This window comes from Natrinema sp. CBA1119, assembly GCF_002572525.1.
In the GTDB taxonomy this organism is placed as follows: Archaea; Halobacteriota; Halobacteria; order Halobacteriales; family Natrialbaceae; genus Natrinema.
Genome location: NZ_PDBS01000001.1, coordinates 563,483 through 576,078 on the forward strand (window position 1 = coordinate 563,483; position 12,596 = coordinate 576,078).

Here is a 12,596-nt window from a genome sequence, read left to right on the forward strand (position 1 = left end):
TCAGACCGCCTCGACGCGCTGGAACAGCGCCGCGCCGATCGCGACCATCGCGGCCGACGAGACGACGAGCGCGCCGAGATCGAGCCAGACGGAAAACGACGAGGTGCCGACCAGCACCCCTCGCAGTCCGTCGACCCCGTAGGTCAACGGGTTCGCGTACGCCAGATACCGCACCGAACTCGGGAGCCCCTCGAGCGGGTACAGTGCCCCGGAGAGGAAGAAGAGCGGGAAGATGACAAACTGGACGATCAGGCCGAACCCCTCGCTGTCGCTGAACTGGGAGGCCAGCGCGATCCCGAAGCCGACGAACGTGATCGCGAGGAGCGCGAGGAAGACGGCCGCGATCGGGAGCGAGAGCAGGCTTACAGGTACGAACCCGAGCGGTATCGAGAGCCCGAGGATCAGGAGGGCCTGTACGAGCGCCGTCGTCGACCCGCCAGCGATCCGGCCGAGGACGATCGAGGTGCGACTCACGGGCGCGACGAGGATCTCCTTCAGGAAGCCGACATCCTGATCCGCCAGAATCGAGAGGCCGGCGAACGAGGCCCCGAACAGCATCGTGAAGCCGACGATTCCGGGCACGAGGTACTGCAGATAGTCGACGTCCTCGGGAAGGCCCGGGATCGCCGCACCCTGAAACCCGAATCCCATGAAGACCAGAAACAACAGCGGCATCGCCAGCGAGCCGACGATCCGCGACGGCGACCGGAGGAATCGCTTCGTATCGCGCAGCCAGAGCCCGTAGATCGCCTGCGGATCGACGAGTCTCATGGCCGATCCTCCGTGGAAACCGCGCTCGAGCGGTCGTCGCCGGACTCGAGTGCCGTCCCCGTCTGGTCACCGCTCGCCATCACGGTCTGATCTCCGGCTGCTCCGTTCCGGTCGCTGCCCGCCGCCGAGCGATCGGTCAGTTCGAGGAAGACGTTCTCGAGGGTCGGCTCGCGGAGATCAACCGACGAGATGCGGACGCCCGCGTCGTCGGCCAGTCGAACGAGGTCGGCGATCCGCGCGTCGCCGTCGTCGACTGTAACCCGGACGCCGTCGTTGCTCGCGGTGTACTCGCGGCTCCACGATTGTTCCTCGAGTCGGTCGAACAGCGCTGTCGGGTCGTCGTCGCTCGCGAACTCGAGGGCGACGACGTCGCCGCCGAGCGACGCTTTAAGCGCCGACGGCGAGTCCATCGCGACGATATCGCCGTTGTCGACGATCGCCACGCGGTCACAGAGGTGGTCGGCCTCCTCGATGTAGTGGGTCGTCAGAACGATCGAGACGCCGGCCTCCTCGTTCAGCCGTTGGATGTACTCCCAGGTGTCGCGGCGAGTGCGCGCGTCAAGGCCCACGGTCGGCTCGTCGAGGAAGAGGACGGCGGGTTCGTGCAGCAACCCGCGGGCGATCTCGAGGCGGCGCTTCATGCCGCCGGAGTAGGTACCGACGGGCTCGTCGCGCTCGGCGGAGAGTCCGACGAGTGCGAGCACCTCGTCGATTCGCTCTGCGCGTTCGGCTCGATTCTGACCGTACAGTCGCGAGTGAAACGCGAGGTTCTCCGCGCCGGTGAGCTCCTCGTCGAGGGCAGGTTCCTGGAAAACGATGCCGATACTGGATCGAACGGCCCCCCGTTCGGACCGGATATCGTGTCCGTTGACCGACGCCGTTCCGGAACTCGGTGGGAGGAGCGTCACGAGCATGTTGATCAGCGTGGACTTGCCCGCGCCGTTCGGCCCGAGCAGTCCGAACAGTTCGCCGCGCTCAACCGCGAACGACAGGTCGTCGACCGCGGTCACGCCGTCGAACTCCTTGGTGATACTGTCGACGTGGATCGCTTTCATGGCGGTATCGTTCTAGTACTGACTGGACGGTCAGTCAATAAACAGTCGTCGGTTGGGAGCACTGTCGGCTGAGCGGTCCCGCTATATCGGGGTGTCGGGATTCCGATCGCGGAGATCGACGATTGCGGCGAAGACGGCTCCGAGGACGACGCCGAACAGTGCGTGCCCGAGCAGGCTGCCGGCGGCGACCGACGAGAAGGTCTGCTCGCCGACGCCGAGCGTGGATACCCAGACGGGGAGGACGATCAGCGGGAGAATCGCCCAGACCGTGAGTCCGAAGACGAGTCCGGCTCCGATCAGCCGGATGATGATTCCGGTACGAGAGAGCACGTCGGTCTCGACGTCAGTCCGGAGCACTCCGAGGATCCAGGGTCGCGTGACGAGCAGGCCGAAGAGCACTCCGAGGACGACCCCGTGGGCGATATGGATCCCCCAGCCGAGGGGGCCGGCGGGCTCGAGGCCGTAGATCGCGGGGATGGCGGCCTCGAGGACGCCCGGCTCGAGGAGCACCATGACGATGCCAAAGGCGACTGCGCCGATCGCACCGCCGAGCGCGCCGCCGACGAACCAGCCGGTGGTGCCGCGCAGTCCGAACGCAGTCGTCGTGTCGGATTCGCCGCTCATCGTGGACAGGCTATCACGAACGGGTCCAAAAGTGTTCGTCACGGTCGGCGATGGGGACAGTCACCCGTCGCGGACCGTCCGAACCCGGACATTGTAGTGGATCGCCCGCCAAGCGATCCCGTGGAGTACGAACTGCTCGGCTGGCCGCCCGACGGCCCCAAACTCCGGCTCGATCACGAACGGTTCAGCTACGCCGGCAAGTTCGTCATGACGAACTCCGGCAAGGCGGTGGCTCGAGCCCCCGACGGCCGGATCGTCGCAGCGGTGGCGTTCAACGAGGATCGCACCGACGCGGACACGCTGTGGCTGCGCTACGTGACCGTCGACCGAGAGCTTCGGGGTGAGGGAATCGGTCCCCGACTCTGCGGGCTGGTCCGTGATCGCGCGGTCGAACGCGGCTACGACCGGCTTCGAATCGCCGTCAACAACCCCTACGCCTACGAGGCGCTCTACCGGACCGGTTTTTCCTATACCGGCGAGACGACCGGCATCGCCGAACTGATCCTCGAGTATTCGGAACCGACCGACGACTGGCACCCGGACGAGCGCGAGCGCTATCAGGCCGGTCTCGAGGAGTTTCGCGACCGAGATCTTTCAGACGACGAGCACGAGTTCCTCGAGGCGCGGCGTGACAGCGGGCCGCCCGCCCTCGAGTCTCACGACGGCGATAGTAGCCACTGAACGTCACTGCACACCTGATCGAACGACGCGAGCGCGGTTCGGAGCGAGCGCGGTTCGGAGCGAACGGAGTGAGCGAGAACCGCGGGAACGCGAACGGTGAGCGAAGCGAGCCGTGAGCAAACGAAGTGAGCGAGAACCGCGAACGAGAACCGCGGACTGTGCGATCGGTGTGTAAATCGTTTCAATTGGTACTATAACTGACGCACCAATCGTCACGCGAAGGTATCGACCACTGTCCCCGTGTCTGGACCGGACGTGTAGTAGTAGCCGTCGGCTTCGGAAAGGGTTCCCCAGTCCTGCCAGCTCCCCTCGTAGTTCCGGACGGTCTCCCACTCGAGTTGCTCCATAATAAACCAGCCGACGGAGCCGCGGACACCGGTCGAGCAGTACGATATCGCCTCCTCAGCCGGATCAAGACCGGCATCGTCCAGCCACAGCGTTTCGAGGTCCGCCGGCGAGCGAAGCCGGTCTCCGTTGTCGATGAGATTCTGCGTGAACTCGATATTTACTGCACCGGTTATATGGCCGCGTCGACTGACATCGTCGTTCCCGTGATCGCCGCGGTACTCCGCCGGCGACCGATTATCGACAAGTTGGACGTTCGCTCCGTCCTCGTCAACGGCAGCAGCGACGCGGTCGCGAGTCGCGATCACGTCCATCTCGAGTTCGGGATCGTAGCTCGCGGTGGTGGGTTCGGGGGTTCCGGTTTCGGTTTCGCCGTCGGCGGCCGTCCAGACCGAGAACCCGCCATCGAGCAAGGAGACGGTTCCGTCGTGACCGATCGCACGAAGCGTGTAGATCGCGTAGGTTTCCCACAGATTCGACCCTGCACCGTAGACGACCACGTCATCGGCGGGTGTTATGCCGGCGTCCGCGACGACGTCCGCGATCGCGTCCGGTGTGGCTTCGTATCCGTCCGTCGTTTCCTCGTAGTGCTGTTCCAGCATCGCCGTCTCCGGAAGTCGATGTGCGCCGGCGATATGCCCCTCGGTAAACGACGTATTATCCCGAATATCGAGAAGTTCGACGTCGCTGAGGTGCTCCTCGAGCCACATGCTATCGACGACTGCCTCGAACTCGTCGGCTGCCGGCGTCGCGTACAGGTCCGGATCCGCCTCGCCGTTCGCGCCGAGACAGCCCGCGATCGAGAGTCCGCTGGCGACTGCGCCAGTTCCCAGCAGCACTGTCCGTCGGTCGAGTCGGTGATTCGGATCCACGTGTCACTAGGTGAGTGGCTCTCGCTGTGCAAAAGCGTAGCGTCGCTCGGACCCTACTGCTCGAGGCCCGAGAGCCGTGGACGGAGACGGTCCACTCGCGTACATCGAGAAGGCAACGTTTCAAATCCCAGTCCGCCCAACTACCCCCAATGGGAAATGCTGCACTACGGGATATCGCCGTCATCGAGGAGATTCCCTTCGATGACATCGAAGGCGTCGTCGCCGTCGACGCGCATAACTGGCTCTACCGCTATCTGACCACGACGGTCAAGTGGACCAACAGCGCAAAATATACGACCGGCGACGGAACCGAGGTCGCCAACCTCGTCGGAATCGTCCAGGGACTCCCCAAGTTCTTCGAGAACGACGTGACGCCGGTGATGGTCTTCGACGGCGGCCCCTCCGAACTCAAAGACGACGAAATCGAATCCCGCCGCGAACAGCGGCGGAGCTACGAGGAGCAACTCGAGACGGCCCGCGAGGAGGGTGATGCGGTCGCCATCGCACAACTCGAGTCGCGAACCCAGCGGCTGACGCCGACGATTCAGGAGACTAGCCGGGAACTGCTGCGACTTCTCGACGTGCCGATCGTCGAAGCGCCGGCGGAGGGGGAAGCCCAGGCCGCCCACATGGTCAAGCGGGGCGACGCCGACTACGTCGGCTCGGAGGACTACGACGCCCTGCTCTTCGGCTCCCCACTCACTCTTCGCCAGCTGACGAGCAAGGGGGATCCCGAACTGATGGATCTCGAGGCCACCCTCGCACACCACGAGCTGACCCTCGAGCAGCTGATCGACGCGGCGATCCTTATCGGGACGGACTTCAACGAGGGCGTCTCCGGCATCGGCCCGAAAACGGCCATCTCGGCGATTACCGAACACGGCGACCTCTGGAGCGTGCTCGAGGCGCGGGGCGCACACATCGAGTACGGCGACCGCGTCCGGCAGCTGTTCCGCGACCCGAACGTGACCGACGACTACGAGTTCGACGCGGCCATCGATCCGGATCTCGAGGCGGCCCGCGAGTTCGTCTGCGAGGAGTGGGCGGTCGACGACGACGAGGTCGCCCGCGGCTTCGAGCGGATCGAGGAGAGCGTCACGCAGACGGGGTTAGACCGCTGGACGTGACGGATCCCGGACGGCCAGACGAGTCGACGGCGGATGTCTCTCGGACCGTCGTGTCCCGCTCATACGGACAACTGTCAGTCAGTTCCGGCGTACCTGTACGATGGGGCGCAGGTGCACTGCTGACTCAGTTACAGCAGACAATCTCACTCGTCCCGTAGCGTGTGTTCGTGAGACGGCGTCCCCTCACCCAATGGAGACACCTCGACGCGGCCGTTTCCGTCGACAGACACGTCACAGCCCCTGTACCGAAACTGTATTCGAAGTTCGGTCGGTCCCGAATCGACGAGAGAATCGAGCGCTTCCGGATCGACCGCTTCGTAAAGCGGCGGCGTCAGCTCTATCGGTGATTCATCGAACACGGTTGCGACCGCCGTGACGACGTCTTCGCTGGGCGAACTCCGTCCGTTGGACTGCTGGGGTGCTGGCGGCATTGGCCGCCTCTAGTCCGAGGAGGGGTTAAACGCTTTCGTATATTGTACAATTTACACCAGACTGGGGGCCTGCCGGCAACCGAGTCGTAAAGCGGCCCACCGTCGATGAAACGAACGAAAACTCAGCCGTCGGTCGTATACTTCTCCCCGAAGTGGTCGAACGACTGCCTGGCCGCTTCGACGATGACGCTCGTTTTCGTGATCTCGATGCCGAGTTCGTGTAACTCGTCGGTGACCGCTTCCGCGCGCTCTTGGGAGCGGGAAACGAGTTCGATATGCAGATCGTCTTCATCGGTCAGCAACCGTCTCACGCTGATGACGTTCTCGAGGTCGCTGACGGCCGTGACGATCTGCTCGTCGTTACCCTGAATCGACCCGACGAGGAGCATCCGTTGTTCGAACCCGGCTGTCTCGTAGTCTATTTCGGGTTCGTAGCCCGTGATAACCCCGTTTTCCTCGAGGTTCTTGATCCGCGCTGCGACGGTGCTCGCCGCGAGATCTACCCGCTCGCCGATCGATTCTGTCGTCGCATTGCGCGCGTCGTCCTGGAGGGCATGAAGGATCGCCATGTCGCCTCTGTCGAGATCGACCATCGGTGTCAGTACAAACACAGTATGGGGAACGGTCCATATAGGCTTTTTCGGCGATGGAAAACTGGCGTGACGCGTCTTCGGCGGTCGCTCCGACAGCGCGGGAACGGTTGTCAACGTGGAACGAACGGCCGGCGGAAAGCCGTCGGGTTTCAGAACAGATGCTTGTCTTCGTCGAGGAGTTTCGCGGGACCGCCGACGTTCCAGGTGGTCGTGGAGACGCCGCAGTCAGAGACCGCTTCCTCGACTTCTTCGGCGTACTCGTCGGTGGTGTTGACGTAGACGCTGGCACCGGTGTCGGTCGAGAAGTAGACGGGAATGTCCTCTTCTTCACGGAGTTCGCGCACTTTGTTGAAGACGGCGAGCGTGGCCGGCTGCCAGTAGACCCAGCCGGAGGGGCCGGTCATCGTGGTCGCCGCGAGCGAGAGCGAGTCGTGTTCGGCGAGTTCGAACGCGCCCTCGAAGTCGTTGTTTCGCAACGCGTCGCGCATCTCCGCGATCTGGCCGTGAATGTGGGCGTTGCGCGCCTGAAACATGTGACTGTCTGCGGCCTCGCGGTGGGCGTCCTCGGTCTCCTTGTGATAGGGGACGAGTCCGACGATGATCTTGAGGTTCTCGTGGAGATCGGACGGAATCCGCTTCGAGCGGCAGTCCTCGTCGTTCATCCCGGTGTAGAGCTGGGAGAACGCACCGGTGACCGCGCGCGCGGCCGACGCCGAGCCGACGCGGGCGATCGTCGAGATCTCCTGTTTGCTGGCGTCGAGTTCGGCGGCCTCTGCCAGCGCCATCGCCGCCGCCGCGAAGCCGGACGACGACGACCCGAGACCGACGTTCGAGGGGAAACTGTTCTCGCTCTCGAGGCGCACCGGATACACCGTATGGGCGGCGTCGGAGCGCGAGCGGGCCTTCTCGACGACGGCCTCGACTCGTTCGTACGCGCGGCCGTCGAGTTCCTCGCCGTCGACGACAAAGGTGTCCTCCTCGTAGTCCATCGAGAACTCGACGGTCGTTCGGGTGTGGCTGGGGGCCGTACAGACGCTGATGCTGTCGTGATACGGGAGCCGCTTGATATCGTCGCGCATCCCGTGGTACTTGACCAGCCCCTGAATGGGGTGGGCCATCGCCGTGGCTTTCATACCCAGATAGGTGGCTGAAGGCCGCTTAAAGTTCACGGCATCCTATCGATTCCACAGGTCTGGGATGGCGGCGGCGCATTCACCGGTTTGTCGGATATCCACCGTGGGCGGGGTATCCGATTCGTGGCTGCACACACGACCGCACGACGGGAGCGCGGTTCGGAGCGAACGGAGTGAGCGAGAACCGCGGGAATGCGAACGGCGAGCGAAGCGAGCCGTGAGCAAACGGAGCGAGCGAGAACCGCGGACTGTGCGATCGGCGTATGAATCGTTTCAGTGAATAGTAGCCACTGCAAGTCAATACACATTGATCGGACAGCTATCGTGCGATCAGGTGTGTAAATAGTTGCAGTTGTTACTATACTATGCCACGGTGCGCTGGCGAACGATACTACGCGTCGGTCTCGAGTTTCGTGTCGACCTCCGTCTCTTCTTCGAGCGTCTCGAGTCGCTGCTCGAGCGATGCGATATCGTCCCGCAGGTCGATCTGTAGCCGTTCGAGATCGGCCTCGAGTTCCGACGTGACCGCGTCAAAGGCGGTCGCGACCGTTTGCTCGAGGGTCTCGAGATCGTCCGCGAGCGCGTCCAACTGGGCGGCATCGGTGTCGGTGCCGGTGTCGGCATACGCGTCCGTAACGGAATCACGGACAGCGGTGAGCTCCGATCGGAGCCCCCTCGTCTCGGATTCGAGGGCCGTCAATCGGTCGTCGAATCCCTGCAACCGACGCGCGAGGGAATCGAGCCGCGGTTCGAGGTCGTTCTCGATCGCGGTCCGCAACTCCGCGTTGACCGCCGCGCGGTCGTCGACGTCCGCCCGCAGCGTCTCGAGATCGTCCTCGATATCCGCGACTCGGTCCGCACTGGCCGTTCGCTCCAGGTCGAGCGCCCGACGGAGCGTCGCCGCGTTCGGTCCGTCGTCGGCCTCGAGTTCTGCGAGCAATACGTCGAGAAGGCCGGTAGCCCGCCCCTCCACTGTCCGATCGAACCGCGCACGAGTGTCATCATCCCCTGTCATTATCGAAATTCGACCCCGGTCGAACTCCCTTCATACTAGTATACCGACGCATGATAATAATGTCCCTTCAGTAACTCCCCAGACGTATCCAATTCGCGCGTCTCTGCTCGGCACCGGTACCGACGGCCATCGAAATCGAGAGTGCTGACGGATCACCGCGGCGCGGACGGACCGCCTCGAACCGAACGGCTCAAATGCGCGCTCTCGCAACGGTTTCAGCATGGGAACACCCCTCGAGACCCGCGCCGACCAGGCCGAGGCGATCGTCGACCGCCTCGAGGACGCCTATCCGGACTCGACGATTTCGCTGCGATACGCGAATCGCCTGGAGCTGCTGATCGCGGTGATCCTCTCGGCGCAGTGCACGGACGAGCGGGTGAACGAGGAGACGAAACACCTCTTCGAGAAATACGACGGGGCCGAAGACTACGCGAACGCAGACCAGGAGGAACTCGCGGAAGATCTGAACTCGATCACCTACTACAACAGCAAGGCCGAATACATCCGCACCTCCTGCGAGACGATCCTCGAGGAACACGACGGCGAGGTGCCGGACACGATGGATGAGCTGACCGAGCTCTCGGGCGTAGGTCGGAAGACGGCGAACGTCGTCCTCCAGCACGCTCACGACATCGTCGAGGGAATCGTCGTTGACACGCACGTCCAGCGACTCTCGCGGCGGCTGGGACTCACCGAAGAGGAACGGCCCGAACGGATCGAGACCGACCTGATGGAGATCGTCCCCGAGGACGACTGGCAGCAGTTCACGCACCTCTGTATCGATCACGGGCGGGCGACCTGTACGGCTCGGAACCCCGACTGTGCCGACTGCGTACTGGCGGATATCTGCCCCTCGGAGAAGGGCGACGGCGAGATTGACCTCGCCTCCGGGGAGCCCTGGTAACCGTCCGAGATGGTGATATAACCGACATGCCGACTGTCGCAAGCCTAATTCCTTTTCAGCGACCGCCGGTATCCCCATCCGGGATCACTATGTCCGACAACACTGACGAGCGCGAGAACACCGGCACGGACGAACACGGGCGGGACGTGCAACTCGAGCACGAGGAAACGGATCCTGAGGAAGCGCGGGACGAGGAAGAACTCACCGAGGAAGAGAAGGAAGCCCGCGAGCGACAGGACGAGGAGCAGCGCCGGCAGGACATCGAACACAAGTCCGACGACCGAGTCGACGACGCCCTCGAGAACGCGAACCCGGATCACCACCGGGACGAGGAGCCGTACAATAGCTGAACGAAGCTCGAGTCGAAGCGATCCGGGTTCCGCCCGCTGACAACCGCAGACAACTGTCCCGCGGACAACTGCCGATACCGGCGCTTTCGCCCTCGATGCTGCCGATTCCTCGACTTAGCCCTCGAGCCGATCGTCCGGAACGACCAGCGTCGGGAGCGTTCCGGCGAGGGAGACGACGACCCGCGAGTCGACGGAGACCGTGCCGACCGCTCGGCCGTCGACGACGAGGGTGACGTCGCTCTCCTCGCGTTCGACCGTGAACACGAGGTCGTCGTTCGGGAGTACCCACCGACGGGTCTGCGTGACGAAGGGGCCGATCGGTGCGACCGCGGCCGCGTCGACGCCCGCCGAGAGGGACGGCGCGTCGACCGCGCTCGCATAGCCGTGGCTTCCCGCCGGCGTCGCCGCGACGACCCCGTCGGCGCGAAAGGTCGCGACCGATGCGTCCCGGCTTCGGACGCCGTACTCGGAGATCCGCGCCGGTTCGTCGGTGACCAGCGTCACGTCGAACAGCGCGCGCTCTCCGCCGCCGATATCGTACCGATCGGTCCCCGATTCCGTTCGATCGGTCTCCGGTTCGGTCCCGGATTCCGTTTCAGGTCTCGATCTCGGCTCGAGGGTGACGCCGAAAACTGGGCGAGAACGGTGAACGGCGCGTCCCTCGAGCATCGCCATGACCGCGTCCGGAACGCGGTCGCGGTCGACCGTCTCCATTCCTGTGACGGGGCCGACCGGGAGAACGGGCGTTTCGACGCCGGTGCGAGCGACCGCCGACAATGCCGCTTCGTCGACCGTCACGAGCACCGACGGCTCCGCCGCGAGAACGGCATCGAGGCCGCCGGTGACGATGGTCGCGTCCGCATCGGCGAGCACCGACTCAAGTTCCTCGACGGTCTCTCTGGCATCGCTCGGATCCGCTTCGCGGTCGACGACGCCGACAACGGGTGAATCGCCCGCACTCCACGCGGCATCCATGACCGGCAGTTCACGCGGCCCGCTCAAAAGCGTACGGTTGTCGGTCGCCGACCGCGTTCCGGCGGTCGATTGGAGTCGGCGGCGATGGCCACATCGCAGCGAAAAGCGTTCACGGGCCGATGGCACAGTCCGCGGTCCTCGCTCGCGGTGTTCGCTCACCGTTCGCATCCCCCTGATTCTCGCTCACGGTGGTCGCTCACGGCTCGCTTCGCTCACCGTTCGCATTCCCGCGGTTCTCGCTCAGTGAGCGAGAACCGCGCATCCCTCGTTCGATCGGGCGTACGCTGCCGGTCAATTGCTTCCAGACTCGTCGTACGGCCAGTCGCCGGTGATCCGCATCCCTTCGGCGAGGTCCTGTGATTCGAGGTCGGTCGCGATCGCGTCTGGATCCCGGTGGTCGATCGTCACGTCCTCGCGAGCGAGTGCGACGACGTACTCGGTCAGGAGGATCGCCTGTTCGGACAGGGTCCGGGGCTCGAGTTTCTCGATCGTATCGGCGAAGGTGTGACCCCAGCCCCGCCCCGCACCGTCCGACATTGATTTGACGTGACAGCCGGGCACGCCCCACGTGACGAACGACCAGTGATCGCTGTGGGGGCCGAGTTTCGGCACGGTGCCGATCGGCTGATCGTACCGGTCCGCGACGTCGTTCGCCACGTCCCGGAGTGCGTCGAATCCGTGGGTAACGATCGAGAGCGTCCGATCGCGGACGACGCCGTCGTTGTTGACCACTGCTTTGATCGACTCGTGATCGATCCGCTCGGCGGCCCGCGTGGAACCGACCAGTCCGACCTCCTCCGCGCCGAAGGCGACGAACTCAACACGGGTCTCGAGTTCCGCCTCGCGATCCGCGAGGGCGTTCGCGATCTCGACGATCATCGCGGTTCCCGCCCCGTTGTCCATCGCTCCCTCAGAGATGTCGTGAGCGTCGACGTGGCTCGTCACGAGGACGCGCTCGGCGGTGTCGGGACCGAGTTCGGCGCGGACGTTCTGGCTCTCCGCGGGGTGGATATCGGCTTCGACGGAGAGCGTGATCGACTCGCCGTCGAACCGGCGGGCCAGCCGCGACCCGGCCTCGCTCGAGACGCCGACGGCCGGTATCTCGCCGACGGGTTCCTCGTCCGTTCCCACGCTACCGGTCGGGGGAAGACAGCCCTCGACGTGATTTCGGTAGACGAACCCCACCGCGCCGTTCTCGACGGCGTGATAGTACTTCTCCCGGCGGTGGAGATGCCGATCGTAGTAGTCGGGCACGTCGCTACGGACCATGACGACGGCGTCCTCGACGTCGCTCTCCTTGAAGTCCGCGGGGAGGCCGTAACCGAGATCGATCAGCGGCGCGACGACGCGGTCGGACGGACTGCGCGGCAGCGCGATGCAGTCCTGCGTGGTGTCGCCGGCCGTGATCGCGCTGTCGCCTCGGGTCCAGCCCTGAATCTCGAACGGCTCGAGTCGGACGTCTCGCGCGCCGACGTCGGCTAGCGCGTCCCGCGTCAGTTCGGCGGCTTCGCGTTCGCCCTCGCTGCCGGCCATGCGATTCCCCACGTCGACGAGGGCCTCGAGGTGGTCCCAGCCGACGTCGCTCTCGAAGACGGAGCCGATCCAGGCGGTCATGACTGGAACGTGGACCGATGGACTGGTAACTGTACCGCTCGATCGCGACGGATACCGGGAACTGTCCGACGGTTTTCAACAGTTGGTGACACGACAAACTGCGAAT

Annotated in this window: 14 protein-coding genes; 4 read left to right on the forward strand and 10 right to left on the reverse strand. The window is 64.5% G+C overall.

Translation table 11 applies throughout. The annotated features are described in order from the left end of the window. The 3 genes from CP556_RS02700 to CP556_RS02710 form a co-directional block, all read right to left on the reverse strand. A complete protein-coding gene (locus tag CP556_RS02700; RefSeq protein WP_098724214.1) occupies positions 1-771 on the reverse strand; it encodes an ABC transporter permease in 771 nt (256 codons plus the stop codon). Further along, on the reverse strand, positions 768-1,826 hold the full coding sequence (locus CP556_RS02705) for an ATP-binding cassette domain-containing protein (RefSeq protein WP_098724215.1): 1,059 nt from the start codon (positions 1,824-1,826) through the stop codon (positions 768-770). The genes CP556_RS02700 and CP556_RS02705 overlap by 4 nt, the downstream gene beginning before the upstream one ends. Before the next feature lie 81 nt (positions 1,827-1,907). Beyond that, positions 1,908-2,450 (reverse strand): hypothetical protein, encoded by a 543-nt coding sequence (locus CP556_RS02710; protein ID WP_098724216.1) that lies wholly within the window; start codon positions 2,448-2,450, stop codon positions 1,908-1,910. A gap of 120 nt (positions 2,451-2,570) precedes the next feature. Between CP556_RS02710 and CP556_RS02715 the strand changes: the two genes are divergently transcribed. Further along, positions 2,571-3,131 (forward strand): GNAT family N-acetyltransferase, encoded by a 561-nt coding sequence (locus CP556_RS02715; protein WP_098727260.1) that lies wholly within the window; start codon positions 2,571-2,573, stop codon positions 3,129-3,131. Positions 3,132-3,343: 212 nt separating this feature from the next. Here CP556_RS02715 and CP556_RS02720 read toward each other — a convergent pair whose 3' ends face one another. Then, positions 3,344-4,348, reverse strand: a complete 1,005-nt coding sequence (locus CP556_RS02720) for a sulfurtransferase (protein WP_255291392.1) — start codon at positions 4,346-4,348, stop codon at positions 3,344-3,346. Positions 4,349-4,497: 149 nt separating this feature from the next. Between CP556_RS02720 and fen the strand changes: the two genes are divergently transcribed. Then, positions 4,498-5,475, forward strand: a complete 978-nt coding sequence (fen, locus tag CP556_RS02725) for a flap endonuclease-1 (protein WP_098724217.1) — start codon at positions 4,498-4,500, stop codon at positions 5,473-5,475. A gap of 143 nt (positions 5,476-5,618) precedes the next feature. On the opposite strand, the gene CP556_RS02730 is transcribed toward fen, so the two are convergent. From CP556_RS02730 to CP556_RS02745, 4 genes are all read right to left on the reverse strand, one after another. Further along, on the reverse strand, positions 5,619-5,906 hold the full coding sequence (locus CP556_RS02730; protein WP_098724218.1) for a HalOD1 output domain-containing protein: 288 nt from the start codon (positions 5,904-5,906) through the stop codon (positions 5,619-5,621). 122 nt (positions 5,907-6,028) lie between these two features. Continuing rightward, positions 6,029-6,499, reverse strand: a complete 471-nt coding sequence (locus tag CP556_RS02735) for an Lrp/AsnC family transcriptional regulator (RefSeq protein WP_098724219.1) — start codon at positions 6,497-6,499, stop codon at positions 6,029-6,031. A gap of 149 nt (positions 6,500-6,648) precedes the next feature. Next, entirely contained in the window at positions 6,649-7,632 is a 984-nt protein-coding gene (gene mvaD, locus CP556_RS02740) for a phosphomevalonate decarboxylase MvaD (protein ID WP_098724220.1), read from the reverse strand. 391 nt (positions 7,633-8,023) lie between these two features. Further along, on the reverse strand, positions 8,024-8,647 hold the full coding sequence (locus tag CP556_RS02745; protein ID WP_141551625.1) for a hypothetical protein: 624 nt from the start codon (positions 8,645-8,647) through the stop codon (positions 8,024-8,026). Between the two features lie 220 nt (positions 8,648-8,867). Here CP556_RS02745 and nth point away from each other — a divergent pair, with 220 nt between their 5' ends. Further along, complete coding sequence (nth, locus tag CP556_RS02750; protein ID WP_098724222.1) at positions 8,868-9,551, forward strand: endonuclease III; 684 nt, start codon at positions 8,868-8,870, stop codon at positions 9,549-9,551. An 89-nt stretch (positions 9,552-9,640) separates the two neighbouring features. Further along, positions 9,641-9,901, forward strand: coding sequence for a hypothetical protein (locus tag CP556_RS02755; protein ID WP_098724223.1), 261 nt, complete (start codon positions 9,641-9,643; stop codon positions 9,899-9,901). A 114-nt stretch (positions 9,902-10,015) separates the two neighbouring features. On the opposite strand, the gene CP556_RS02760 is transcribed toward CP556_RS02755, so the two are convergent. Together CP556_RS02760 and CP556_RS02765 are read right to left on the reverse strand one after the other, a co-directional pair. Beyond that, on the reverse strand, positions 10,016-10,876 hold the full coding sequence (locus CP556_RS02760; protein WP_098724224.1) for an NAD(+)/NADH kinase: 861 nt from the start codon (positions 10,874-10,876) through the stop codon (positions 10,016-10,018). Positions 10,877-11,167: 291 nt separating this feature from the next. Further along, on the reverse strand, positions 11,168-12,490 hold the full coding sequence (locus CP556_RS02765) for a M28 family peptidase (protein WP_098724225.1): 1,323 nt from the start codon (positions 12,488-12,490) through the stop codon (positions 11,168-11,170). Positions 12,491-12,596: the final 106 nt, after the last annotated feature.

Coding starts and splice junctions, on each gene's coding strand:
- CP556_RS02700 (WP_098724214.1), bottom strand. CDS start 771: ATGAGACTCGTCGATCCGCAGGCGATCTACGGGCTCTGGCTGCGCGAT.
- CP556_RS02705 (WP_098724215.1), bottom strand. CDS start 1,826: ATGAAAGCGATCCACGTCGACAGTATCACCAAGGAGTTCGACGGCGTG.
- CP556_RS02710 (WP_098724216.1), bottom strand. CDS start 2,450: ATGAGCGGCGAATCCGACACGACGACTGCGTTCGGACTGCGCGGCACC.
- fen (WP_098724217.1), top strand. CDS start 4,498: ATGGGAAATGCTGCACTACGGGATATCGCCGTCATCGAGGAGATTCCC.
- CP556_RS02730 (WP_098724218.1), bottom strand. CDS start 5,906: ATGCCGCCAGCACCCCAGCAGTCCAACGGACGGAGTTCGCCCAGCGAA.
- CP556_RS02735 (WP_098724219.1), bottom strand. CDS start 6,499: ATGGTCGATCTCGACAGAGGCGACATGGCGATCCTTCATGCCCTCCAG.
- mvaD (WP_098724220.1), bottom strand. CDS start 7,632: ATGAAAGCCACGGCGATGGCCCACCCCATTCAGGGGCTGGTCAAGTAC.
- CP556_RS02745 (WP_141551625.1), bottom strand. CDS start 8,647: ATGACAGGGGATGATGACACTCGTGCGCGGTTCGATCGGACAGTGGAG.
- nth (WP_098724222.1), top strand. CDS start 8,868: ATGGGAACACCCCTCGAGACCCGCGCCGACCAGGCCGAGGCGATCGTC.
- CP556_RS02755 (WP_098724223.1), top strand. CDS start 9,641: ATGTCCGACAACACTGACGAGCGCGAGAACACCGGCACGGACGAACAC.
- CP556_RS02760 (WP_098724224.1), bottom strand. CDS start 10,876: ATGGATGCCGCGTGGAGTGCGGGCGATTCACCCGTTGTCGGCGTCGTC.
- CP556_RS02765 (WP_098724225.1), bottom strand. CDS start 12,490: ATGACCGCCTGGATCGGCTCCGTCTTCGAGAGCGACGTCGGCTGGGAC.